Here is a 25862-nt window from a genome sequence, read left to right on the forward strand (position 1 = left end):
TGCACGGGCCGCCCCCCGTGTAGGCGTCGCCCCACCGTGCGGGCGCCACGTGTGGTCCCGCTGCGCGGCTGCCACATGGGCGCAGTGGGTGTTCCACCCCTGGCTCGAACCCGCAAGTCGGGGCATTGGCAGAATGCCACAGCGGAAAACACTCAGCATTGTGGCATGCCTGATTGAACGGGGACTGGTTGAGACTTAGTGTGAGCTACAACACCTAACGTAAGGAATCTCACATGAAGGTCCGTCTCCCCCGCCGAGCGCTCGCGATCGGTTCAGCCCTTGCTCTCACATTCGGTCTGGCCGCATGCAGCGGAGGAGACTCCGAAGGCGGAGCGGCGGGTGACGCGATCGTCGCTGAGACCGCCTTCAACCTCAAGACGATCGATCCCCACCGCCAGTTCGAGTTCACCGGTTCGACGATCGACAATGCGATCTATCAGACGGCTCTCGAATTCGAGGACGGCGACCTGACCAAGCCGACCGACAGCCTGTGCTCATACGAGATGTCGGACAACGACAAGAAGATGACCCTGACGCTTGAGCAGAAGGATGCGAAGTTCTCCAACGGAGATCCCGTCACGGTCGACGACATCGTCTTCTCCTTCAAACGTCTGCAGGGCATCGAAGGCAACCCGTCCTTCTTCCTCGACGGCGTCACGGTCAAGAAGGTCGACGATGAGACCGTCGAGCTGATCAGCAAGAAGCCCAATCCCGCGCTTCCCTACATTCTCCCCAACTCCTCGATCGGCATCGTGAACTCGAAGGTCGTCAAGGAGAACGAGGGCACCACCGATAAGAACGACGGCGCCGAGCAGTTCCTCAACCAGAACTCGCAAGGATCGGGCCCGTACAAGGTCGAGACATACGACGCCGACAGCAAAGTTGTGCTCACGGCCAACGAGCACTACAACGGACCGGCGCCGAAGTTCTCCAAGGTCGTCCTGCGCAATGTCTCCGCCGAAACTCAGGTCACTGACATCCAATCGGGTCAGGCTGATGTGTCCTTCGACCTCAGCTCGGACCAGGTGGAGACCCTCGACAAGAACGCGGTCCAGATCTCGTCCCTGCCGTCGACGCGCAGCATCTACATCTTCAACAACACCGATGAGGAGATCGGTGGTCCCACGGCCGATCCCAACTTCAGAAAGGCCGTCGCCTCGGCTCTGGACTACGACAAGATCCTCGATCTGGCCGGTGAGAACGGCCAGCGCATGGCCAGCCCGGTGCCGAACGAATTCAACGGGGCCGTACCCAAGGACCAGGCACCGGACCGTGACCTGGACAAGGCGAAGAAGCTGCTGGACGAGGCCGGCTACGAAGGCGAGGCCGTCCCCTTCCACTACGCCAGCGACGAGGCGGTCAACGGCATGGACATCGCCCAGCTGGCACAGACGATTCAGGCCCAGCTCAAAGAGGCAGGCATCAAGCTCTCACTGAAACCGGCACCGAGCGCCACACAGCTCGACGGCTTCCGTGCCGCAGAGCAGCCCATGGGAATCGGCACCTGGGGTGCCGACTACCCCGACCCATCGAACTACAACGTCTTCGTCCCCGGAGGCAGCGTCGCCGAGCGTGTCAATTGGGCAGAGGGAGACAACCCCGAGATCGACGAACTGGCCGCGGCCGCCACCGAGACCGAAGGCGAGGACCGCGGACCCGCCTACGCCAAGCTGTTCCAAGCGACCACGGAGACCGGCATCTGGGTGCCCTTGGTCCAGCCGGTGAGCACGGTGGTCGTCAGCAATCGCATCGAATCCTACGTCTCCAACGCCGACGTCACATTCGACTTCGCGAAAGCTGAGTGAGAATGTCGGTTTCGGCCACCGATCAGCAGAAGAACCTCAGCCCACCGAAGATCCACCCGCTCCTGCGCTTCATCCTGGTCCGGATCGGAATCAGCATCCTCCTGATCTGGGGCGTGACCGTCGTGACGTTCCTGATGACGAACCTGGTTCCGACGGACCCGGTGGCCGCCATCCTGGGAGATCGTGCCGCTGCGGACCCTGAGATCGTGGCCCAGACGCGTGATCGACTCGGTTTGGATCAGCCCCTGATCGTCCAGTACATCACCTACCTGGGCAATCTGCTCCACGGTGATCTGGGAGTGTCCAATCAGACGCGGGTTCCGGTGCTGGAGTCGATCGGGCAGGTATTCCCCGCGTCGATCGAACTCGGCATCGGAGCGATCCTCCTGTCCGTGATCATCGGTCTGCTGCTGGGGCTGCTCAGCGCGCTCAAACAGAACACGATCGTCGACCACGCCATCCGCACACTGAGCCTGATCGGCATCTCGGCCCCGACGTTCTGGATCGCGGCGGTCGGCTACTTCGTCTTCTTCTTCAAACTCAGAGTCGTCGGCGGGGCCGGCCGACTCGACCCCTGGCTCACACCGCCTCCCCGCGTGACGGGCCTGTACACGGTCGATTCCCTCCTGGCCGGTCAGATGGCCACATTCACCAATGCGCTCGGGCATCTGATCCTCCCCTCGTGCGTCCTTGCGCTGTTCACGATCGGACTGTTGACACGGTTCAGCCGCTCGAGCGTGCTCGACATCATCAAACTCGACTACGTCACGGCAGCCAGGGCGAAGGGGCTGGCCCCTCGGACGGTCGTATTCAAGTACATCTTCCGCGGCGCTCTGGTCCCGGTCATCACGGTCGTCGGTCTGGCCTTCGGGTCACTGCTGTCCGGGGCGGTGCTCACGGAGACCGTCTTCGCCTGGAACGGCCTCGGGCAGTATGCCTACCGCGGAGCGACGACTCTCGACCTGCCCGTGATCATGGGTGTCGGCCTCGTCATCGGAATCGTCTACATCATCGTCAATTTCGTCGTCGACCTGATCTACGGCTTCGTCGACCCGAGAGTGAGGGTGCGATGAGCATCGGTTCACCCAAACAGCCACCGACGAATGCCGATTCCACCGGCGCCGAGGCTCTCGACCGCAATCCCCTCGACCCCGGAATCAAACGGTGGAGACCGAGATTCCCGAAGGCGCTGCGCACGCCGCTCGGCTTCGTCGGGGCCGCCATCCTGCTCATCTGGCTGCTCGTGGCGCTCTTCGCCCCGCTGCTGGCGCCCTTCGACCCGCTCGCCCAGAACTTCGGACGCCTGCTCGCCCCCGGCTCGGAGAACCCACTCGGCACCGACACCCTCGGACGCGATGTCTTCTCCCGCATCGTCGTGGCCGCGCGCACGACTCTTCCGGCAGCGGTCTTCGTCGTTTTGTGCTCAGCCGTGATGGGGTCCGTGCTGGGCGCCATCGCCGGCTACTTCGGCCGGTTCGTCGATGAGATCATCATGCGCATCGCCGATCTCGTCTTCGCCTTCCCCACGATCATCCTCGCCATGGTGATCGCAGCGGCGCTCGGCCCCGGGCTGAAGAATGCGATCATCGCCATCCTCCTCGTGTCGTGGCCATCCTATGCGCGCGTCACCAGGTCGCTGGTGATGACGGCCCGCAGCAGCGAATACGTCATCGCCGGTCGACTGCTCGGCTTCAGCGCCGGCAAGTCGCTGCTGCGCGAGATCGCTCCCAATGTGGTCTCGCCCATTGTCGTCCTGGCCACCTTGGACGTGGGCACCGCGATCCTGACGATGGCGGGGCTGTCGTTCCTCGCCCTGGGCGTCGTTCCCCCGACGCCCGATTGGGGAGCGATGATCAGTGAAGGCGTCTCCCAGTTCTCCGCATGGTGGATCGCCTTCTTCCCCGGCCTGTGCATCCTCACCATCGTCGTGGCCTTCAATTTCATCGGAGACAGCCTGCGGGACACCCTCGATCCGCACACCGCGCAGGAAGTGGGAGAGACAACGAAATGAGCGTCATCAGCATTCGCGATCTCAACCTGACAGTGACGACGGGCGCTCAGGAGAAGCACATCCTTCGCGATGTGTCCTTCGAACTCGAAGCCGGGAAGATCACCGGTGTCGCCGGGGCATCGGGATCTGGCAAGACCCAGACCGGGATGGCCATCATGGGCCTGTCACCGGATCGGTCGACGCTGTCGGGCAGCATCGACTTCGCCGGCACCGAACTCGTCGGGCTGCCGTCGAAGAAGCACAATCGCCTGCGCGGAAGGCAGCTGTCGATGGTGTTCCAGGACCCGTCCTCGGCGTTCCACCCCATGCTCTCGGTCGGCGACCAGATCACCGACCATCTCCGGCACCACAGAAAGGTCTCGAAGAAGGAGGCCCTCCGGCACGCGATCAGGATCCTCGGACAGACGAAGGTGCCCAGTCCGGAGGAGGCGATCTCGAAATACCCTCACCAATTCTCGGGCGGGCAGCTGCAGCGCATCGCCTTCGCCTCGGCGATCATCTGCGAACCGAAGGTCCTCATCGCCGACGAACCGACCACGGCCCTCGACGTCACCGTTCAGGCGGGAATCCTGCGCCTGCTGCGTGAGCTCTGCGATGATCTCAACCTCGCCGTCCTGCTGGTCACTCACGACTTCGGCGTTCTGTCCTCGGTGGCCGACACCATCGTCGTGATGGAGAACGGGCTGGTTGTCGAGACCGGCGATCGGGAACCGCTGATCACGGCACCCCGGCACGAATACACCCGATCGCTCATCGAATCACTGCCCGGAGCGGAGGTCTCACCCCGATGACGACCACAACGAAGGCCGACACCCGAACGCCCGAGCAGCCGCTGCTCGAACTCGACGACATCGCCTGCGAGTACAAGCTCGACGGAGGCGGACGATTCCGCGCCGTCAGCGACGTCTCACTGCAGCTGGGCCGATCAGAAGTCCTCGGACTCGTCGGCGAATCAGGTTGCGGGAAGTCGACGCTGGCCAAGCTCATCTGCGGACTCGAGAAACCCGCCGACGGACGCATCACCTTCGACTCGCACCCGGTGAAACCACTCGGCCTGGGCCGCCGCCCCAAACAGCTGCTGGGGATCCAGATGGTGTTCCAGAACCCCTACGCATCCCTGAACCCACGCAGACGCATCAGAGATCAGCTCACCGATGCCCTCGCCCTCGATCCGGATCGGAGGTGGACGGTGGAGACCCTCCTCGAGGCGGTCGACCTGCCCATCGACGCCGCCCAGAGGTTCTCCCATTCGTTCTCCGGCGGCCAACGACAGCGCATCGCCATCGCCCGCGCGCTCGCCGCCGGGCCCAAAGTGCTCGTCGGAGACGAGCCGATCGCCTCGCTCGATGCCTTCCTCCAAGCTAGAATCGCCACGATGATGAGGGACCTGGCCATCGACTCGGGCGCATCGATGATCTTCATCAGCCACGACCTCTCCGTCGTCCATGAGATCGCCGACCGAGTGGCGGTCATGGAATCCGGTGGGGTCGTCGAAATAGGCCCGACCGAACAGATCTGGAACGATCCCCAGCACCCGTACACGAAGAAGCTGCTCAGCGCCATCCCCCGGGTCGACGGCAAGGGGATCATCCCGGGGTAAGAGCTGCAAGGAGGAGACAGACCATGGTGACATTGGTGCGCGGGGCCGAGATCTGCGCCCCCGAACGGCTCGGACAGCAGGACATCCTCATCGAAGGTCAGCAGATCGCCCATATCGGCGACATATCCGCCGAGGCGGTGCGGAACCTTCCCGACGCCCACGTCGTCGATGCTCGAGGACTGACCGCCACCCCCGGATTCATCGACCCGCATGTCCACATCGCCGGTGGAGGCGGCGAAGGCGGGTATGCCAACCGCACCCCGGAGATCCGGGTCGGCGATATCGTGGCTGCCGGGGTGACCACGGTCATCGGCTGCCTGGGAACCGACGGTGTGACCCGCAGCCATGCCGATCTCCTCGCCAAGGCGAGAGGGCTCGAGGCCGAGGGCGTCTCCACCTTCATCTATACGGGCAGCTACCAGGTCCCGGCACGGACCCTGACCGGAAGCGTCGTCGATGATCTCGTCCTCATCGACAAGGTCATCGGCGTCGGAGAGGTCGCGATCTCCGACCGCCGATCGTTCCAGCCCACCGTCGAGGCTCTGGCCGATCTCGTCAGCCAGAGCCATGTCGGCGGGCTGCTGTCCGGCAAGGCCGGCATCACCCACTTCCATGTCGGTCCTCACTCGGCCCGTCTTGCCCCGCTGCACCGGCTACTCGACGAATATCCGATCGCCCCGCAGTCTGTCTACGCCACCCACGTGACCAGAAGTCCCGAGCTTCTCGCCGATGCGGTGGATCTGGCGGCCAAGGGAGCCACGGTCGATATGACGGCCGGGTCGACGACGGCGGAATCGGTCAGACGCTATGTCGACCTCGGCGGGGATCTCAGTCGTCTCACGCTGTCCTCCGATGCCAACGGAAGCCTGCCGGAGTTCGACGATCGCGGGCGGCTCATCGGCATGGAGGTGGCCACGCAGACGACCCTGTACGAGCAGGTGTGGGCATGCGCGGAGGCGCTCGACATCGATCTGTCCCAAGCCGTCTCCCTTGTCACCTCAAACACCGCAGACGCCCTCGGACTCGGTCACAAGGGCCGCATTCGCGCAGGCTGCGATGCCGACATCCTCCTCACCGACGACCAGCATGCCATCCAGATAGCCTTCGCCCGAGGACGAGAGGTCATCCGTGATGGCGAACCACAGATCCGAGGCACCTTCGAATGAGCCACGAGCACGACACGACGACTGTCACTGACGATGTCGACCGGAAGCGTCCGCCCCTGGGCTGGTCGCTCGTCCCGCTGGGAGCAATGCTCGTGCTTCTGGCAGTCGGCTACGGCGTCTTCGGCCTCGCACCCGAACCGCTGCTGATCCTGTCCGCGATCATCGCCGGCCTCGTGGCCCTGCGGATGGGCCTGACCTGGGAAGAGATGCTCCTGGGCATCCGAGAGAAACTCGACACTGCGATGCCGGCGCTGCTCGTGCTCATCTCCATCGGCATCCTCATCGGCACGTGGATGATCTCGGGCACCATTCCGATGATGATCTACTACGGCCTCGGGCTCATCAGCGCACAGTTCATCGTCCTCATCGCCTTCGTCATCTCGGCGATCGTCTCGGTCATCACCGGAACCTCCTGGGGTTCGGCAGGAACAGTGGGAGTCGCCCTCATGGGCATCGCCACGGGTCTCGACGCACCGCTGGCGGCGACGGCCGGTGCCATCGTCGCCGGTGCGTACTTCGGCGACAAGCTCTCACCGCTCTCGGACACGACGAACCTCGCGCCGATCGCTGCCGGCACCACCCTGTGGGAGCACATCCGGCACATGCTCTACACCACGATCCCGGCCACGATCGTGGCGCTGGCGCTCTACCTGTTCGTCGGCATCAATCAGCGCTCGGGTGGGACCGATTCGGATCAGATCAGTGCGGTCACCACAACCTTGGACGGATTGTTCTCCTTCAACGTCCTCCTGCTCCTGCCGATGCTCATCGTCCTCGGCGGAGCGATTCTCAAACTGCCCACGCTGCCGACGATCATCGGTTCCTCGCTGGTCGCCGGCATTCTCGCCGCGATCTTCCAGAAGGTCAGCATGGAGTCGATCTTCGCGTCCACCGTCGACGGCTTCTCACCGGACATGCTCGAGGTCGGGTCCTCGACTCTGAACAATCTGGATCCTCAGGTCGTCGAGCTGGTGACCCAGGGCGGGATGGCGTCGATGACCGGTGTCATCCTCATCGCGTTCAGTGCCTTCGCCTTCGCCGGCATCATGTCGAGCTCCGGTGCCCTCGAGACAATCATCCGGTCGCTGCTGAAGTTCGTGAAGCGCACAGGCGATCTTGTCCTCTCCACGGTGGTCTCATGCGTCACGATGGCCGTCGTGACCGGCAATTCCTATCTCTCGATCATCGTCCCGGGCGAACTGTTCAAGCAGGCCTACGCGGACCGGGGGCTGGACGCCAAGAACCTCTCACGCACGCTCGAGGACTCCGGGACCGTCGTCGTTCCGCTCGTTCCGTGGTCCTCGGCAGGTGTGTACATGGCCGGCGTTCTGGGGGTCTCCGTCCTCGACTATGCCCCGTGGGCGGTGTTCTGCTATGTCGGCTTCGCCTTCGCGATCCTGCTCGGGTACACCGGATTCGGCATCGCCAAACGACGTTGAACCCGGTCCACGTCACCGGCCGCCCCACCGCACACCCGCTAGCCGTACGTGCGGGCGTCGAGCACAAGTGGCGCACCAGGGTATGTTCGCCTAGCGGGTGTTGCGGGCGGCGGGGCAGGGCGCAACGCTGTGTGTCTTCCGTTCGTGTGTCATCTCAATTCGCGGGCTCTGAGGTACTCGCGGGGTGTGTATCCGGTGACGCGATGAAAATCGGTCGTGAAGTGGGATTGGTCGAACCATCCGAACATCACCGCGAGTTCGGCAGATGAACGATCCCACCCGTGATCGATCGCGGCCACCGCATCACGGACACGAGCCCGAGTGAGGATTCTCTTGACCCCGACACCGCAATGCCTTTGGAACATCCGCTGCAGCGACCGTTCGCTCATGTCGCAGCGCGCTGACAGTTCGCCGAGGCTGATGACGCTCGGGTCGTCGAGAAGATCCAGCATCCGTGTGAACCGGGCATAGCCCTCGGTCATCGTCGGGTGCCGAGACAGCAGCCACGTCTGAAGCGTCTCAGCGGCAAAGCGCAGGTCGGAATCACGAACCTGGTCGAGGACAAGGTGCTCCTCGAGGCCCAGTTGGGCCTCAATGACCGGAAACCAGTCAGCGGCCGGCACCGTCGTGTCCCGAATCGATGCCGGTGACTCGTTCGCAAACGCCAGAGTGCCGCCGAGGCGAAAATTGACACCGATGACACCACCCCGACCGTAGAGGCCCACATCGAATCGACGAGTGGTCACCGGCCCCGTCAGCCACGTCCCCGCCCCGCTCGTATTCGCTCGATGGATGTCGCCGAACTCCACGGTGAGGTTGATCCCCGGTTCCGATACGGTCGCCGTCTGATAGCGCTCACCTTCGGACAGATCCCAGGTCACCGACCACAAGCGCTTCACCCAGGGGCGCAGCTCCTCGGCTACCGCTGCCGGAACCGAATACCGGGCGTGCTCGAGCATCTGCGCAGGTTTGAGCACACGCCCGTAGAAATGGTCGGGAGGCACCTCCCCCGATGGCGGTTTCTTCCTATCGACGACATCGTCCATGGAACAAGAATGGCAGACATGACTGACACACGAATGAATGAAGCCCCTGCCCCTCGAGCTGCCGCCGACCCCACGAACGCCCTCTCCCGCGAGGCGGTGCCGGTCGCGCAGCTCGCGATGGTCACCCTCGATGCCCCGGATGCCGCCGGGCTCGGCGACTTCTGGTCCAAAGTGCTGGACTGGCCTGTAGCGTATTCGGACGAGAACTATGCCATGCTGACCGGTCCCAGCCATGCCCTGGGCATCGGCACGATTCCGGACTACAAGCGCCCCGACTGGACCGATGACGGACACAAGCAGTTCCATCTGGACCTCGCCGCCGACGACGTCGCGGACGCGGCCGCCAGATGCGTGGAGCTGGGCGCCGAACGGGCCGATCCCCAGCCGGGCGAGACCTGGGTGGTGCTCCTCGATCCGGCCGGCCACCCGTTCTGCATCAGCGACGCGAAGAACTGGGGATGAGGCCCAGCCGAGCCTAGAGCTTCGCCACTCGCACGATGTAGTGGGAGGAATCGAGACCATCGACGAGGATGGTGGCCGAGAACCTGTCGTTGGCTCCGGTGACCACCCAGTTGGGTTTGAGGATCCCCGTGGGTGCGAGCGACTCGTCGATGGTCACGCCCATGCCCAGTTTCACTGTCCTGAGAACCTTCGTGCGCACCAGTGAGTGAGCCGTTCGGCTGACCTCGGAGGCCTCGGGCCGGGCGCCCGCCTGGTCCGAGGATTCGACCGCTTCGAGCCACTCCTCGAAGGGAACGGTCTCCCCCTGCGGTTCGAAGTCGGCGATGAACCCCTTGCCCGAATAGGCGTTGACCAACACGTTCATCCGCTGCCCCGACATCTGTCCTGCCGAGAGCGACGCTTCGGCCGGCATCGGCGATGCCCTCCGCCGGAAGATGCTGCTCGTCCGAGCGCCCAGCACCGTCCACCAGAAGGGATGGAACGCGGACCGGACCTCGGCGTCGGCACCGGGAAGCTTGCGCCGGAACACGGCGAGCGCCTCGGCGTCGGTGATGTTCGGTGCCATCCTCAGCGCCGTCTCCGACGCGAACGGACGAGAGGGGACCTCCGTTTCGTCCGCTCCGGGGAAGCCGGACTCCGGATGCTCACGCATCTTTGGGCACCTGGCCTGCCAGGGCATCGTTCTGACCGGTGAGCATGTGTGCCGGGATGGCACCGATCTTGTCGGTCTCCTTCATTGCGGCGACGACATGTGCCGGAACCGGGTGTGACTTCTGTGTGGCCAGGGACACGACGATGAGGGCCAGGGTCGAGCACACGATGCCCACGCCCATCGGATCGACGCCGGTGACGTCGACGAGCCCCGTCAGCTGCCATACGACCGAGGAGACGGTGCCGAGGAGCATCGATGAGATCGCACCGGGCACGTTCGCCTTCTTCCACCAGGCAGCGGCCACGTAGACGGGGACGAATGCGGCACCGAGCACGGTCGTGGAGAAGATGACCACCTCGGCGACGGCCGGCGGATCGTTGACGGCGACGATGTAGCCGATGACGGCGAGGATGAGCACCGTGAACCGCGAGACCCATACCGACTGCTGATCGGACATGTCCTTCTTGACGAAGCGCTGGAACAGGTCCTGGCTGGCGATCGTGCCCGACTGCAGCAGCAGCGCGTCGGCTGTGGACATGATAGCTGCCATGATGCCGGCCATGACGATGCCCACGGCGAAGTTCGGCAGAACGGTGTCGGCGACCTGGAAGACCGCGAGCTCAGGGTTGTCGAGGTTGGGCAGGAGGATGAGCGCCATGATGCCGACGATGTAGGGCGCCGGGATGAACAGAAGGTTGAAGCCTGTGGCGTACATGCTCGCCGTGCGTGCGACCGAGGGCCGCTTCATGGCCATATGGCTGACGTTGACGTGCGGCCACCCCATATAGCCGATGGAGAACACGAGCACCGCACCGATGATGACTCCCCACTGCACGGAATCGATGCCCTCGGGGCCCCACATGGTCAGCAGGTTGGGGTTGATCTGGCCGACCGCCTCGTTGCCCGCGGTCCATCCACCCACGGCCTGGAGTGTGCCGATGAGGATCCAGACCATGCCGATGAGCATGATGATCGCCTGGACGAAGTCCGTGTAGGCAACGGCCAGGTAGCCGCCGAGGAAGGTGTAGAAGACGATGACGCCCACGGCGATGAGCAGTGCCCAGGCGTAGGGGATGCCGGTGACCATCTCGAGGCCGCGACCACCGGCGATGAACTGGCTCATTACGTAGAAGAAGATGCAGAATACCGCCACGGGAGCGGCGATTGCGCGGATCCACCTGGACGGGTAGCGGTGCTCGAGGTATTCGATGGAGGTCAGGGAGCCCAGAATCTGCGAGAGCTTGCGCATGCGCCGTCCCAGGATCGACAGGTTGAGCACACCGCCGCCGATGTCACCCATCGCGTACCAGAGAGAGAAGTAGCCCTTGGTGTAGGCCAGGGAGCCGGCGCCGAGGAACATGTACCCGGACATCGACGAGGACTGCAGGCGCAGTGCCGTCACGGCCGGACCGATGCTGCGTCCGCCCAGCAGGTATCCCTCACTGCCCTTCGAGCCGATCTTGAGCGTCCACACGCCGATGCCGGCCATCGCCACGAAGTAGATGACGAGGAACCAGGTTTCGATGTTCATGCCGTTCCCCCGTTTCCCTGCGCCGAGGCGGACGGCCCGTCGGGGGTGTTCCCGCCGTCGGAATTCCGGGCGGTGAGCTGGTCCTCGGCGACGTCTTCGGCCTTCCAGCCGCGAGAGAGGACAACGAAGACGAGCGTGTAGATCACCCATATCGCGGGGATGCCGAAGATGATGGCGACGGTTGCCGCCGGGAGACCGAACACTGGAACCACCTCGTTGTGTAGCTGAACTGGACTGACGGGTGCGTATGCGACGACTCGAGGCTGTTGTGCAGCAGTTGGCTGTGTGCAACAGCTGGGTGCGTGCAGCAGTTGAGGAGTACGACCGGATCCGACACCGTGCTACGAGCGACCATACATCGTTTCGACAGTTCGCTCACATGCTTCTCCGAGCACGGCCTCGACAGTGACCGCCGCTCGGCCGGACCATGCCAGCGGGCCTGCGGGCCTGCGGGCCAGCGGGCCAGCGGGCCAGCGGGCCAGCGGGCCACTATCGGCGCGGTGAACCTGCAAAAGCACTGTGCACACGGGGAGCTGTTGCAGGTTCACCGCGCCGATGCCATCGTTGCGCCGATGCCGTGGTTGCACGATGCCATCGCTGCGCCGATGCGCTCGTACGTTGCGGTCCGGTCCGCTCAGTCGACGACGAATTGGCGCTCGTGGAGTCCGGTGGCGCTGCCGGGAATCGCGGGACGGCGTTCGGAGATCTGGACGTTGCCATCCTCGTCGACTGCTCTGACCGTCACCGTGTGGGTGCCCGGGTCGAGGTCGTCGAAGGCACAGCGCCACTGCCGCCAGGTGTCGGTGTTGAGCTCTTCGCTCAGCTGGGCTGTGTGCCACTCGCCGGTATCGATGCGCACTCTCACCTCGGCGATGCCGACGTGCTGGGCCCAGGCCATTCCCGCGGTGACGACCTGGCCGTCCTGGTTCGGGCTGACATGGACACCCGCGCGCGGAACGTCGACACGAGAGGCCACCAGAATGGGCCCGTGGGTCGACCAGCCGCGTTTCGTCCAATAGGCCTCTTCGTCGGCGAAGCGGGTGACTTCCAACTCGGTGACCCATTTCGTTGCCGAGACGAAGCCGTAGAGGCCGGGGACGACAAGTCGGGCGGGGAAGCCGTGGTCGCGGGGCAGAGGTTCGCCGTTCATGCCGACGGCGAGGAGGGAGGCACGGTCGTCGGTGAGCACCTCGAGCGGGGTCGAGGCCGTGAAGCCGTCATCGGATGTTGACAGCACCATGTCCGCGTCCGCGCTCGGTCGGGCCCGTTTGAGCAGCTCGCGCACCGGGTAGCCCAGCCAGGTGGCGTTGCCGACGAGATCACCACCGACTTCATTCGACACGCACGCCAGGCTCACACGGTGTTCCTCCAGTGGCAGGTCGAGCAGCTCGGCCATCGTGATGGTGACGTCCTGTTCGACCATTCCGTGGATTCGCAGCGACCAGGAGGATGCGTCGACAGCAGGAGGGATAAGTGCGGTGTCGATGCGATAGAAGTCCTCGTTGGGGGTCATGATCGTGGCGAGTCCATCGATGCCCAGGTCGGCTCCCGCTGGGATCTCCGGCGCCGAGGTGGCCGGGGGTGGCAACACGAGTTTCGTCACCGCTCCTGCCGCGTTCCGGGCGAGGATCGATGCGGACTGTCCCGCCGCGATGGCGGCGACGCCGACCGCGCTCAGGCCTCCGGCCAGCCCGAAGAAGGTACGCCGGTCTGTACCGCGCGGTGGGGTGATCGGGTCGGCGGCCTCACCGGGCCGACCAGCGAGGTCACCGGCTGGCGCGACACCCTCGCCGAGGCGGATCAGCCCTATGTAGGCCCCGCAACCCAAGGCCACTCCCCCAAGTGCCGGGATCGAGTCGAGGATCGTTCCGCCCGTGCTCAGCAACAGAACCACGGGCAGGATGCCGAGACCGATGAGGAGGACGAACGACAGGGTTCGCCGGTGCAGCCCGATTCGTCCGATCACACCCCCGAGGACGGCTCCGACAAGGACGAGGGTGATGACGAGTGCGAGTTTGTCGTTCGTGCCGAAGACGCTGATGGCGGCCTTGATCATAGCGGTGGGCACAAGTGGGATGATCGTCTGCCCCAGAATCAGCAGGGGCGCCGAGGCAGCGGAGAAGGCGCCGGCGATGAACTCAGCGGCACCGAAGTACACGAGGGTCGCGACAATGCCGGAGAGGGTGAAGAGCAGTGGACGGCGATCGATCATCGGAATGTGACCTTCTTGGGGCGGCGGATGGTGCCCTCGATTATCCGCGGTCGCCGGTGGTCGAGCGCGGCGAAAACCTTACAGAATGATGACGCCTGCTAAGCAAGGCCTCGGCGCAGTCGAACTGCGGCGTCGAGCAGCAGCTCCAGCCGTTCCTGCCGCTGTGGTTCCGGCAGGTCCGCTGTCGTAGCCACCCCCTCTTCGATGAGGACGACGACCTGGTCGGCCAGGCTCTGCTCGCCCAAGTCCGGGACCGGGCGGCCTCCGGAGCCGATGGACGAGAACTGTGCGAGCGCCTCGGCGATGGTGTCGCGACGGGACAGCGCCCCAGCGGTGGTCTCGTCCGTCCCAGCGGCGGTCTCGGGGGAATTCGGGCCCACCTCGGAGAGCTGACGGGAGTTCAGACCGATGATGCGCATACGCAGACGGCGGACCTCAGTCTCGAGGTCCGCCGTCACGTTATCCATATCTCAATCATAGACGCCGATTCCGGAGCGGCTGACAGTTGCTGCGGCCTCCGGTCCGGTTCGTCTGGTTCCCGAGTCTCGTCTAGTTTCTGAAGTAGGAGAGGAGGCGCAGGATTTCGATGTAGAGCCACACGAGGGTGACCATGAGGGAGAAGGCGCACATCCAGGAGTACTTCTCCGGGATCCGCTGCTTCACACCCTGTTCGATCATCTGGAAGTCCATGATCAGCGTCATGGCCGCGAGGACGGTTCCGACGATTCCGATGATGACGCCCAGCGGGATGCCCATGATCGTGATGTCGCTGCTGCGTGCGCCACCGGTGCCGGTGATCATGGCGATGCCGAAGTTGATGATCGAGAAGATCGCGTAACCGCCGACGGCGATGAGCATGAACTTCTTCATCTTCGAGCCGTAGCGCACACCCTTGAACTTGAACAGGGCGAGCATCACGCCGAAGACGCAGAGCGTGGCGAGCACGGCCTGGATGACGATGCCGGGGAACGTCGTCTCGAACATCGCGGAGATGCCGCCGAGGAAGACTCCCTGGAAGGCGGCGTAGCCGATGATCAGGCCCCTGTTCGGCTCCTTTTTGAAGGCGTTGACGAGGCCGAGGACCAGACCGATGATGGCCGCGGGGAGAGCGAGGGGCGGAACGAACCAGCCCACGACTGCACCGGCGAGGAGTATGGCGAAGAGGACACCGGTCTTCATCATGACGTCGTCGTAGGTCATGGCACGTTCGGCGGCCTGCGGACCGGCGTTGCGGTTCTGCGCGGCCGGCTTGTCGAACAGGTCGTTGAGTTCCTGGTCGGACATGACCGGCTCATTGCGTCCGGCCTGAACTCCCTGATTGAGAGCCCGGTTCATCATGGGGTTACTCACGGTCGAGATCCTTTCGATCTGAGTAGATTGCTCGCGTCGACGAGGTGCCGCACGAGAGTTGGAGCGTGGTCTCAGTTTAGTCACATGACCTGGACAGTCACTGAAGATCCCGTGCTCGATACAGCGAGCGTTGCACGATCGTAACGCTGCGCAGGATCCCGCTATTCCCGCACTCACGTCAGAAATGATCCCAGCGGTTCCTGCAGCAAACGCACAGCCAAGAATCGAGAGTGGACCGTATCGTCGAAAGCGGACTACAGGGCCTCTGCTTTCGACGATACGATATGCGCTCGGCGACGCCGCCGCTCGGCAGCCCAGCCGCTCGGCGACGCCGCCGCTTGGCGGTGCCGCCATTCGGCGCCGCCGCTCGACGCGCTGAGGCAGCTCCCGGCCTCAGCCCATGTGGTACATCGTGGCCGAACCCGGTCCCCAGGGGATTCCCGTGGACCACCAGATGAAGAACAGCAGTCCCCAGAAGATGAACATCGTGAACGACAGCGGAATGGTGAACGAGAGCAGCGTGCCGATGCCTGCGTCCTTCTTGTACCGCTGGATGAAGCCGAGGACGACGACGAAGTACGGGCTCATCGGCGAGACGATGTTCGTCGTCGAATCACCGATGCGGTAAAGGGCCTGAGTGGTCTCGGGGGCGATCGACAGGAGCATGAACATCGGCACGAGCACCGGCGCCATGAGCGTCCACAGCCCCGATCCCGAGGTCAGGAACAGTGCGCCGAGGGCCACGAGCAGCCAACCGCCGATGAGGATGACGAAGGACCCGGTGTCGAGCGAGCCGAAGAACTCCGCTCCCCTGATCGCGAGGATCTCGCCGAGGCTGGACATCTTGAACAGCGCCAGGAACTGGCTGGCGGCGAAGAACAGGACGATGACGGGCACGAACGGCAGGAGCCCCTTGCCCATCATCTCGGGAATGTCGGACGTCTTCTTGATCGAGCCGGTGGCATAACCGTAGACGATGCCGACGATGAAGAACCCGAAGCCGATGATCGCTGCAATGCCCGACATGAGCCCCGAATCGGGGCCGAAGCCGCCCGCCTCATCGCGGAGGAAGGAATCGTCGGGCCAGGCAAGGAAGAACAGGAGGGCTGCGCAGGCGACGATCGAGAGCACGGCGATGACCATGCCGCGCTTCTCGTTGGAGTCGAGAGCCATCTTCACGTCGAAGTTGTCCGGGTCGTTCTCATCCGGTTCGTCGAGTTCCATCTGATCGGCGCGCTTGGTCAGCAGAAGCTCGGTGACGAGGGTGACGGCACCCGCGACGACGAACATCGACACGAAGTTGAAGTAGAAGTTCGCGACCGGGCTGACCACGTAGTCGGGGTCGATGATCTGAGCCGCCGAGGTGGAGAGACCGCCGAGGATCGTATCCATGGAGTTGACCATGGGCGCGGCCGAATACCCACCCGAGGTGGCGGCGTAGGCGACGATGCAGCCCAGCAGGGGATTGCGGCCGACAGCTTTGAACGCGAGCCCGCCGAGGGGGATCATGATCATGTATGAGGCATCGGAGGCAATCGACGCGGCAGTGCCGGCGAGTGCGACGATGAAGGTGATCCACTTCGGTGAGGCACCGGCGATCGTGCCGCGCAACATCGCGGGGATGAGACCGGCCTGCTCGGCCACGGCCACACCGATGAGGACGATGAGGACCAAACCCAGTGGTGGAAATGTGACGAAGTTGTTCGTGGCTCCGGCGACGATCTCCCGCAGAGATTCGGTGCTGAAGAGATTGGTGACCGTCACCGTCTCGTCGGTGGCCGGGTTGACGGCCTGCAGTCCGACGGCGGAGAAGATCGCCGAGAGCACCATGACCACGACGGCCAGTGACAGGAACAGCCAGAAGGGATGCGGAAGTTTGTTCCCGACCTTCTCGATGATGACCAGCAGGCGCATGAGCCAGTTGAGATCGCCCGGCCTGGTCGATTTGTCGTCCTCGGTGACAGCGGCATTGCGCGGCATCGATGCTCCTCGGTGGTTCGGAAGGGCCTTGCGGATGAGTCGGCCCGAGTCGTCGATCACAGTCGTCGAGACACGACCGCGTGCGGCAGGGACCGCTGTGTCCACGCCTCAGTCTTATAGACGATTCCGATTGCAGCGAGGGGATCTCATATCCTGGATCGGCGCCGCCGGCCGAAGCGTCGGCACCCGATTGTCGCCGCCCGACGTAGGCAAGTGTCGATTCGTGAGGGTCGTGTGCCTCTTCTGGATCGATCACAATCGAATCATGAGACCCCACACCATGAAACCCCGCACAGCAGCTGATCACCGACCACTCGGTCTCCCACTATGGGGAGTGATCGGTCTGGCCCTGTTGGCCGTCCCCCGTGTCGTCCTCCACGACCTCGGCATCATCTCCGAAGGCACAATCGTCAATGCGCTCTTCGTCTTCGGTCCGATTCTGATCTGGATCGTCGTTGTGCTCTGGGCACGAGTGCCGAATGCGTTCATCACCCTATTGGTGGTCGGCATCGTCTACGGAATCTTTCTGGCTGCGGGCCATCAGATCTTTTGGACGGCACAGTTCGATGATCAGCCGCCCCGCCTCGGCGGTCGGCTCTCGGATCTGGACCCCGGAGTCTCGAGCACCGTCATCCGTGTCTTCGCGGTCTTCTCAAGCATCATCACGGGAGCCGTCGTCGGTGCGGTGTCAGGCCTGGTGACGTGGCTCCTCAGCCTGGGTCTCCGCCGGCGAGGCCGTCGGCTGGGTTCGGAGGCTTCGTCACAGGAATGAACCGGTCCTGTAAAGGGCAATGCCGGCCGCACAATGTGTGCGACCGGCATTGCCAGTAGTGATCTCAGTTGAGCTCAACGCGGGGCTGAGATGAAAGCGAACCTCAGCGCTCGAGGTTTCCCTGGATGAAGGCTTCGACGGCCTCATGGGCGGCGTCGTCGCCCCTCTGCTCCGGGGGCGATTTCATGAAATAGGACGACGCGGAGATCAGCGCACCGCCGACCCCGCGGTCGAGTCCGATCTTCGCCGCACGGACGGCGTCGATGATGACTCCGGCCGAGTTCGGTGAGTCCCAGACCTCGAGCTTGTATTCCAGCGACACGGGGGCGTCGCCGAAGTTGCGGCCCTCGAGGCGGACGAAGGCCCATTTGCGGTCGTCGAGCCATTCGACGTAGTCGCTGGGCCCGATGTGGACATTGCGGTCGGAGAGCTCGGCCGAGGTGTTCGACGTCACGGCCTGGGTCTTCGAGATCTTCTTCGACTCGAGGCGCTTGCGCTCGAGCATGTTCTTGAAGTCCATGTTGCCGCCGACGTTGAGCTGGTACGTGCGGTCGAGGACGACTCCGCGGTCTTCGAAGAGTTTGGCCATGACGCGGTGGGTGATGGTCGCACCGATCTGGCTCTTGATGTCGTCGCCGACGATCGGGACACCGGCGGCACGGAACTTCTCGTCCCATTCCTTGGTGCCGGCGATGAACACGGGCAGAGCGTTGACGAAGGCGACCTTCGCATCGATGGCGGCCTGCGCGTAGAACTCCACAGCCTCCTGCGAGCCCACGGGCAGGTAGCAGACGAGGACATCGGCCTTCGCGTCGCGCAGCGCCTGGGCGACGTCGACCGGTTGGATGTCGGATTCGACGATGGTCTCGCGATAGTATTCGCCCAGTCCGTCCAGGGTCGGCCCGCGCTGGACCTCGACACCTGTCGGTTCGACGTCGGTGAGCTTGAGCGTATTGTTCTCGCTGGCCGTCATCGCCTCGGCGATATCGGCACCGACCTTCTTGCCGTCCACGTCGAAGGCGGCGACGAATTCGATATCACCGACGTGATAGTCCCCGAATTCAACGTGCATGAGTCCCGGAACTTTGCTTCCTGGGGCCGCATCCCGGTAATACTCAACACCTTGGATCAGGGAAGAGGCGCAGTTGCCCAGTCCGGCAATCGCAACTCGAATCGATTTCGTTCCCACGTCTGTGATCTCTCCTTTGTCATTTCGGGTGACCCCGAGCGTCGGGTCTCCCCGACCGGGGCCACCTTGAAATGACCCCAACAGTTCATCTTAATCTCCTCGTCAAAACGGCGAGGCATGTGATCGGTCACGCGTGGCACCCGATGCCGATCACTCCGTTGTACCTCAACTGACGACGAGCGGTTCCAGGACCATATCCGGGTGATTCTTCTGGACACCCTGGAGGCGCCACCTGTCCGAGAACAGGGCGAGGAGCTCACCGTCGGAGCGATGGAGGACTTCGACCGAACGTTCTCGCGCCAGAGTCGGAATGCACTCGGGCGTGGTGCGTCTGGCCAGAGAGAAGTTGAGACGCTCCAGCGAACAGGGGGCATGGAATTCGTTGTTCATCCTGTCTTCGGCGACCTCGAACTGCATCGGACCGACCGCTCCGAGCACAGGAGCCTGGTCACCGCGCAGATCGGAGCGCAGCACCTGGATGACGCCTTCGTGGTCGAGCTGTTCGATGCCTCGGCGGAACTGCTTGTACTTTGAAGAATCCTTGGCCCGGATGACCATGAAGTGCTCGGGGGAGAACGTCGGGATTCCGGGGAACTCGACCTTCTTGTCCAGGTACAGTGAGTCGCCGACACGCAGTGCACTGGCATTGACCAGGCCCACGACGTCTCCGGGGAAGGCTTCGTCGACGACATCTCGGTCACGGCCGAATACCTGCTGAGCGTACTTCGTGGCGAAGGGTCTGCCCGTCGCAGCATGGGTGAGCACGACCCCGCGTTCGAACACGCCCGAACACACGCGGATGTAGGCCAACCGGTCGCGGTGGTTGGAGTCCATTCCGGCCTGAACCTTGAACACGAAGCCGGAGAACGGGGCGGCCACATCGCGGGGCTCACCGTTCTTGTCCTCGCGGGCCTCGGCGGCCGGAGCGAGGTCGACGAGCATGTCGAGGAGTTTGTGAATCCCGAAATTCAGCACCGCCGAGGCGAACATCACGGGAGTCGACTTCCCGGCGAGGAAGGTCTCCTGGTCGTGGTTCTGGTCCTCCATGTCCAGCAGCTCGGATTCGTCGACAGCGGTGGTCCAGGCGTCGCCTTCGAGCTCAGTGGCCTGGCCCGCCGGGTAGGTCACTTCCCCGGCGATGGTGGCGCCGGAATTCGCGCGGTCGTACTTCGTGTAGTCACCGGTCAACCGGTCGAGGACTCCCCTGAAGTCGCCGGACTGGCCGACGGGCCAGGTCAGCGGGGTGGGCAGGAGACCGGTGCGTTCCTGAACCTCGTCCATGAGCTCGAGGGCGTCGAGACCGGCGCGATCCCATTTGTTGATCACGGTGATGATCGGAATGTTGCGGTGGGCGCAGACTTCGAACAGCTTCATCGTCTGTGCTTCGAGGCCCTTGGCCGCGTCGATGAGCATGACGGCGCAGTCGACGGCCGAGAGCACACGGTAGGTGTCCTCGGAGAAGTCCGCGTGGCCCGGGGTGTCGACGAGGTTGAAGACCGCGTCCCGGTACTCGAACTGCAGCGCCGCCGAGGAGATCGAGATTCCGCGGTCCTGCTCCATCTTCATCCAGTCGGAGACGGTGGCGCGGCGGCCGGCTTTCCCGTGAGTGGCTCCGGCCTTGCCGATGGCTCGGGCATGCAGGGCGAGCGCCTCGGTGGTCGTCGATTTGCCGGCATCGGGGTGCGAAATGACGGCGAACGTCCGGCGGCGAGCCGCCTCGGTTCGCATGTCCTTGTCAGAATAATGGCCAGAAGTCACCGAAATATCCTATCGCCCTTCTGTGCGTGACCGGGTGTCCGATCGGTCACAGTTGCCCTCGGGGCGCCTGCAGAGCGACGGGAGGCGTCCAGCGTCCTGTCGGATTCCGCATTTATGCTGGGTGGCGATGACTGAGGAATTTGTTGAATACGCCGGTCGCTCGGAACCGAAGGAACGCTGGCTCCAAGCTCTGCCGCTGATTCTCGCGGCGGTGCTCGGCATCCCGTTCCTGGTGCTCGCGATCAAGTTCTCGCTCTCGATCGGGCAGACCACCAGTTACCTCTTCGACCTCGGCACCACCGCGTGGGAGGCCACCGGTCTGGTGATGCTGAGCCTCTCGGGTGCGTTCTGCCTCATCTTCTATCTCGTCTTCCTGTTCATCGGCACCCGCAGGCGCACGTGGAAGTGGCGCATCTGGTGGGCCGTCGCTGCGTTCGCCGCCGCCGCAGCCCTGCCCACCTGGTGGCTGTTCGCGGGCTACTTCAGCTCCGGCCCCGCGTAGGTTCGGCACATCACAACTGAGCGAGGGCCTTGGCGATCCGCTTCTCGGACACGGGGTGGGCCGTTCCCAATGAGTTCGCGTAGAGGCTGACGCGCAGCTCCTCGAGCATGATGATCACGTCCCGCCAGTCGCTGGGCACCGAGACGAGGACCTGCGACCAGTCGGCCTTCGCCGATTCGGGGAAACGGCCGCCGACCTTCTTCATCACCGCGTCGCTGCTGCCGGTGACGCGGTCCATGAGCTGTTTGTCGCGAGTCGGCGATTTCTGCATTCCGTCGATGCGGGCGACTTCGGCTTGCACCCACCGCGGCAGGTCCCGGACCATCTGCGCATTCATCGCCGCCACAGACTGCCCGGTCACCCGCGATCCGCGCCAGGCCTGCACATCGGCGAGGTTGGACAAGATCGCCAGGGATGAGGCTTTCGACACGAGTCTGTCGAGTTCCGTCGCCGATCGCAGCGCCTTCATCAGGTGAGGCAGCAGACCCGTGCACACCTCCGTCAGCGACGCGTGCATGGCTGTCTCGAGTCGTGCGAATTCCTCGGCCCGAGCCGCCCAGCCGCTCTCTGCCGGTCCCAGTTCGGTTTCGACGATATCGCGGACACCGGCTCTGATGAGTGCGTGGAGCAACTCGTCCGAGGTCGTCTGGTGACCGGCGAGCACGAGTTTCTCGTCGCTCGTCAGACCGTCGCGCAGGTATTTCAGTGCCTCGTTCGTGCGCAGGCTCAGCAGCGTGATGAGGCCCTCGCGGGTGGCCAGTCGCGCCTGGGCGGCGGTGTCGAAGGCGATGAGGTCGACGCTCGAGCCGCGGTCGGCCAGGCCCGGCACGACGCCGGCTTCGGCCTCGTCCGGGTCGTTCAGTGTCCCGAACGACCAGGAGGTCAGTCCGGTCCTCGGGGTGAACGACACCTGTTCGGCCCGGGCCCTGCGCACCTGCGGTTTGGCCGTCGCAGTCAGCTTGCCCAGGTCCTCGCCGATGCCAACGGTGGTGGTGCCGTCGATGACGCGGAAGCGGATCTGCAGATGCGGTGGGATCCGCTCGCGATCGAAGTCCTCGGCAGTCACGGTGATGGGGACGAGATCGTTGAGGCCTCCCCCGCCGGCACGTTCGCTCAGATGCGCGGCGAGCACCTCGGGCAGGGAGCCGCGGTAGGGGGTGAGCACAGGCAGGATGTCGCGGGCGACGTCCGGTGCGGGCACGAAGTAGCGGCGTTTGCTCTTCGGCAGCGACCGAATGTAAGCCCCGACGAGTTCCTCGCGCAGGCCGGGGACCTGCCAGGAGAATTCATCGGAATCCACCAGGGGCACGGCGGCTGCGGGCAGCTCCACGGTCACCCCGTCCTCGGTGCTGCCGGGGTCGAAGGAGTACCGCAGCTTGGCCATGGTGCCGTCGGCCAGCTCCCATTCCATCGGGAAGTCATCGGCCACCGAGGCGGTCAGTTCCTCGCTGTCGTCGCTGAGCAGCACCGATGTGCTCAGGTCCAGGATGTGCGAGTCGCGTCGTTTCTGCTTCTTCCACCAAGCGCGGAAGTCCGCCGCCGAGGTGGTGGTGGCCGGAATCCGCTCATCGTAGAACTCGAAGAGTGCATCGTCCTGGTCGAGAACCCTGCGGTTGCGTGTGCGAGAGGCCAGCTCCTCCGCTTCCTCCATGATCGCCGCGTTGTGGTCGAGGAAGGCGAAGCGTTCGTTCCAGTCGCCGTCGATGAGACCCTTGCGGATGAACATGTCACGGGCCGCCTCCTGGTCGAAGGTGCCATAACCCACGCGACGGTCGGTGACGAGTGTGACTCCGTAGAGCGAGATCTTCTCGTAGACCATCGATCCACCGGCCTTCTTCGACCAGTGGGGGTCGGAATGCTGCCGGGTCACCAGGTCACCGGCGGCTTCCACGACCCACTCGGGTTCGATCGCCGAGACCGTGCGCGCCCACAGTCTCGAGGTTTCGACGAGTTCGGCGGTCATGACGAAATCGGGCTTCTTCTTGAACAGGCCGGAGCCGGGGAAGATCGAGAAGCGGGTGCCGCGAGCTCCTTGGTAGTCCCTGTTCTTCTCCGAACGGGCGCCGATCATCGACAGCAGACCGGTCAGCAGTGCCCGGTGGATGGCCGCGGCATGCGGGTCGAGTCTCGCGCTGGCGGCACTCTGCCCGGAGCCATTCTCGGTCTCGTGTCCGCCGTTCTTCTTCGCACTGCGCTTGTGCGCGCTGAGCTCGGCGAACCCGATCTTGCCGGTGGCGCTCTTCGGCCCCGCCTTCGCAGCGGCGGCGTTCGACGCGGACGCTTTCGATCCGTTCGCGTTCGACGCGGACCCGTGCCCCGCCTCGGCGGAACCCTTCGACGTCGAGGACGACGTCCCGCCCGACGACGCACTGTCCGACGATGCCCCGCCCGACGATGCCCCGCCCGACGACACATCACCGTCGGTCGGACGCCACACGGACTTGTCGATGCGGATTCCGGCGGATCCGAGCAGGGACCGCAGCTGTCCGACGAGGTCCTGCCATTCACGGATGCGCACGAAGTTGAGGAACTCGGCCTTGCATTGGCGGCGGAACTTCGAACTCGTCAGCGCCGACTGCTGCTCGTCGAGATAGTTCCACAGGTTGAGGTAGGACAGGAAATCGCTGCCCGGGTGGGTGAAGCGGGCGTGCTTCTCATCGGCGGCGGCGCGCACTTCGGTGGGCCGCTCACGTGGGTCCTGGATGGACAGTGCGGCCACGATGACGGTGACCTCTCCCCCGCATCCGGCTTGCGAGCCGGCGATGACCATGCGTGCCAGCCGCGGGTCGATCGGAAGCAGGGACAGCTGCCGACCGATCGGAGTGAGGGTGATCGCACCGGCCTTGTCGCTGGTCAGGGCGCCCAACTCGGAGAGCATGGTGCGTCCGTCGCGGACCGCTTTGGCCTCGGGTGGAGTCAGGAACGGGAACTCGAGGATCTCCTTGTCGCTCGCCGCGAACCCGAGGTCGGTCATCTGCAGGATGACGCTGGCGAGGTTGGTGCGCAGGATCTCCGGATCGGTGAACTCCTGCCGCGAGTCGAAGTCGTCTTGCGAATACAAGCGGATGCAGATGCCGTCGCTGGTGCGTCCGGACCGGCCCTTGCGCTGATTCGCGCTCGCTTGGGAGATGCGTTCGATCGGCAGTCGTTGGACGCGGGTGCGGTTCGAATACCGCGAGATGCGGGCGGTGCCGACGTCGATGACGTATTTGATGCCGGGCACGGTCAGCGAGGTCTCGGCGACGTTCGTCGCCAGCACGATGCGCGGCCGAGTATGAGGCTTGAACACCTTCTGCTGTTCGCCGGCGGAGAGGCGGGCGAAGAGCGGGACGACTTCCCAGCTGCTCAGTCGGGGCCGTCGGCGCAGGTGAGCCTCGAGGGCATCGGCGGTGTCGCGGATCTCGCGCTCGCCGGAGAGGAAGACGAGGATGTCGCCGGGGTCCTCACCGCTGAGTTCGTCGAAGGCAGCGATGATGCCCTCGGTCTGCTCCTCGGCGCCGGTCTCGTAGTTCCCGGACTCCCCCGGCCCGTCGACATCGTCATCGCCTGCCTCATCGCCGAGCGGTCGGTAGCGCACCTCGACCGGATAGGTTCTGCCCGCGACCTCGATGATCGGGGCATCGTCGAAATGTGCGGCGAAGGACTGAGGATCGATCGTCGCCGAGGTGATGATGACCTTGAGCTCGGGGCGCTTGCCCATCACTTCTCTGAGGTAGCCCAGCAGGAAGTCGATGTTGAGGCTGCGTTCGTGGGCCTCGTCGATGATGATGACTTCGTAGTCGCGCAGCAGTTTGTCGCGGGAGAGTTCGGAGAGCAGGATGCCGTCGGTCATGACCTTGACGCGGGTCGAGTCCGCAACCTGCGCGGTGAACCGCACCTGGTAGCCGATGGTCGAGCCGAGGTCCTCTCCGAGTTCGTCGGCGATGCGCTCGGCCACGGTCCTGGCAGCGATTCGCCGAGGCTGGGTGTGTCCGATCAGTCCGTTGACTCCCAGCCCCAGTTCGAGGCAGATCTTGGGCAGCTGGGTGGTCTTTCCCGATCCGGTCTCACCGGCGACGATGACGACCTGGTTGTCGCGGATGACCTCGGCGATCTCGTCCTTCGCCGCGGAGACCGGCAGGTTCGTCGGGTAGGTGACGTCGACGGGCCGGTCCTTCCGCGCAGCGGCCAACCGCGCACGACGCTCACGATGCGAAGCACCCGTGTTCTTGCGTCGTGGGTTCTTCCGCCGAGGCGAGTGCTTTCGGGGTCGCGCGTTCGTGCCCGGGGCCGACGATGCTGAGTTCTCATGTGCCATTGCAGTCCCAGCTTAACGTCTGCCCCGCCGGGGCGGACGTCGCCCAGTGTGTGGTCGTCCCCCGGTGTCCCCCGACGTGCGGGCGTCCAC

At 64.3% G+C, this 25862-nt stretch carries 21 protein-coding genes; 10 read left to right on the top strand and 11 right to left on the bottom strand.

The features are described from left to right. Positions 1-233: 233 nt before the first annotated feature. The 7 genes from BKA07_RS15600 to nhaC are packed head-to-tail and all read left to right on the top strand — an operon-like array spanning position 234 to position 8021. Positions 234-1805 carry an ABC transporter substrate-binding protein gene (locus BKA07_RS15600; RefSeq protein WP_167951708.1) on the top strand — a complete coding sequence of 524 codons (1572 nt, stop codon included), beginning with the start codon at positions 234-236 and terminating at the stop codon, positions 1803-1805. Positions 1806-1807: 2 nt separating this feature from the next. Beyond that, complete coding sequence (locus tag BKA07_RS15605; protein WP_167951710.1) at positions 1808-2878, top strand: ABC transporter permease; 1071 nt, start codon at positions 1808-1810, stop codon at positions 2876-2878. After that, complete coding sequence (locus tag BKA07_RS15610; protein WP_167951711.1) at positions 2875-3816, top strand: ABC transporter permease; 942 nt, start codon at positions 2875-2877, stop codon at positions 3814-3816. Before BKA07_RS15605 ends, BKA07_RS15610 begins: the two co-directional genes overlap by 4 nt. Next, positions 3813-4607, top strand: a complete 795-nt coding sequence (locus tag BKA07_RS15615; RefSeq protein WP_167951712.1) for an ABC transporter ATP-binding protein — start codon at positions 3813-3815, stop codon at positions 4605-4607. The genes BKA07_RS15610 and BKA07_RS15615 overlap by 4 nt, the downstream gene beginning before the upstream one ends. Then, positions 4604-5416, top strand: a complete 813-nt coding sequence (locus BKA07_RS15620; protein ID WP_167951713.1) for an ABC transporter ATP-binding protein — start codon at positions 4604-4606, stop codon at positions 5414-5416. Before BKA07_RS15615 ends, BKA07_RS15620 begins: the two co-directional genes overlap by 4 nt. Positions 5417-5439: 23 nt before the next feature. Then, complete coding sequence (gene iadA / locus BKA07_RS15625) at positions 5440-6582, top strand: beta-aspartyl-peptidase (protein WP_167951714.1); 1143 nt, start codon at positions 5440-5442, stop codon at positions 6580-6582. Further along, positions 6579-8021 carry a Na+/H+ antiporter NhaC gene (nhaC, locus tag BKA07_RS15630; RefSeq protein ID WP_209043999.1) on the top strand — a complete coding sequence of 481 codons (1443 nt, stop codon included), beginning with the start codon at positions 6579-6581 and terminating at the stop codon, positions 8019-8021. Before iadA ends, nhaC begins: the two co-directional genes overlap by 4 nt. A gap of 149 nt (positions 8022-8170) precedes the next feature. On the opposite strand, the gene BKA07_RS15635 is transcribed toward nhaC, so the two are convergent. Continuing rightward, positions 8171-9067, bottom strand: coding sequence for a helix-turn-helix transcriptional regulator (locus tag BKA07_RS15635; protein ID WP_167951715.1), 897 nt, complete (start codon positions 9065-9067; stop codon positions 8171-8173). A gap of 18 nt (positions 9068-9085) precedes the next feature. On the opposite strand from BKA07_RS15635, the gene BKA07_RS15640 reads away from it, so the two are divergent. Continuing rightward, positions 9086-9529 carry a VOC family protein gene (locus tag BKA07_RS15640; RefSeq protein ID WP_167951716.1) on the top strand — a complete coding sequence of 148 codons (444 nt, stop codon included), beginning with the start codon at positions 9086-9088 and terminating at the stop codon, positions 9527-9529. A gap of 13 nt (positions 9530-9542) precedes the next feature. Here the strand turns inward: BKA07_RS15640 and BKA07_RS15645 are convergent, their stop codons facing one another. The 7 genes from BKA07_RS15645 to BKA07_RS15675 form a co-directional block, all read right to left on the bottom strand. Beyond that, positions 9543-10181, bottom strand: a complete 639-nt coding sequence (locus BKA07_RS15645) for a hypothetical protein (RefSeq protein WP_167951717.1) — start codon at positions 10179-10181, stop codon at positions 9543-9545. Then, positions 10174-11712, bottom strand: a complete 1539-nt coding sequence (locus BKA07_RS15650) for a sodium/proline symporter (protein ID WP_167951719.1) — start codon at positions 11710-11712, stop codon at positions 10174-10176. Before BKA07_RS15650 ends, BKA07_RS15645 begins: the two co-directional genes overlap by 8 nt. Next, entirely contained in the window at positions 11709-11915 is a 207-nt protein-coding gene (locus BKA07_RS15655) for a hypothetical protein (protein ID WP_167951721.1), read from the bottom strand. The genes BKA07_RS15650 and BKA07_RS15655 overlap by 4 nt, the downstream gene beginning before the upstream one ends. A gap of 431 nt (positions 11916-12346) precedes the next feature. Then, complete coding sequence (locus BKA07_RS15660) at positions 12347-13924, bottom strand: molybdopterin-dependent oxidoreductase (RefSeq protein ID WP_167951723.1); 1578 nt, start codon at positions 13922-13924, stop codon at positions 12347-12349. A gap of 98 nt (positions 13925-14022) precedes the next feature. Further along, positions 14023-14391, bottom strand: coding sequence for a hypothetical protein (locus tag BKA07_RS15665; RefSeq protein ID WP_167951725.1), 369 nt, complete (start codon positions 14389-14391; stop codon positions 14023-14025). 82 nt (positions 14392-14473) lie between these two features. After that, on the bottom strand, positions 14474-15262 hold the full coding sequence (locus BKA07_RS15670; RefSeq protein ID WP_167953314.1) for a Bax inhibitor-1/YccA family protein: 789 nt from the start codon (positions 15260-15262) through the stop codon (positions 14474-14476). A 405-nt stretch (positions 15263-15667) separates the two neighbouring features. After that, positions 15668-17254, bottom strand: a complete 1587-nt coding sequence (locus BKA07_RS15675) for an AbgT family transporter (protein WP_167953316.1) — start codon at positions 17252-17254, stop codon at positions 15668-15670. 265 nt (positions 17255-17519) lie between these two features. Between BKA07_RS15675 and BKA07_RS15680 the strand changes: the two genes are divergently transcribed. After that, positions 17520-18026 (top strand): hypothetical protein, encoded by a 507-nt coding sequence (locus BKA07_RS15680; protein WP_245161980.1) that lies wholly within the window; start codon positions 17520-17522, stop codon positions 18024-18026. Positions 18027-18129: 103 nt separating this feature from the next. Here the strand turns inward: BKA07_RS15680 and BKA07_RS15685 are convergent, their stop codons facing one another. Beyond that, positions 18130-19215 carry an inositol-3-phosphate synthase gene (locus BKA07_RS15685; RefSeq protein ID WP_167951727.1) on the bottom strand — a complete coding sequence of 362 codons (1086 nt, stop codon included), beginning with the start codon at positions 19213-19215 and terminating at the stop codon, positions 18130-18132. A gap of 165 nt (positions 19216-19380) precedes the next feature. Next, positions 19381-20943 (bottom strand): peptide chain release factor 3, encoded by a 1563-nt coding sequence (locus tag BKA07_RS15690; protein WP_209044333.1) that lies wholly within the window; start codon positions 20941-20943, stop codon positions 19381-19383. A gap of 157 nt (positions 20944-21100) precedes the next feature. Here BKA07_RS15690 and BKA07_RS15695 point away from each other — a divergent pair, with 157 nt between their 5' ends. Further along, entirely contained in the window at positions 21101-21475 is a 375-nt protein-coding gene (locus tag BKA07_RS15695; protein ID WP_167951731.1) for a hypothetical protein, read from the top strand. 10 nt (positions 21476-21485) lie between these two features. Here BKA07_RS15695 and hrpA read toward each other — a convergent pair whose 3' ends face one another. Further along, positions 21486-25772: an ATP-dependent RNA helicase HrpA gene (gene hrpA, locus BKA07_RS15700; RefSeq protein ID WP_167951733.1), complete on the bottom strand. Its 4287-nt coding sequence runs from the start codon at positions 25770-25772 to the stop codon at positions 21486-21488. Positions 25773-25862: the final 90 nt, after the last annotated feature.

Source organism: Brevibacterium marinum (genome assembly GCF_011927955.1).
Classification (GTDB): domain Bacteria; phylum Actinomycetota; class Actinomycetes; order Actinomycetales; family Brevibacteriaceae; genus Brevibacterium; species Brevibacterium marinum.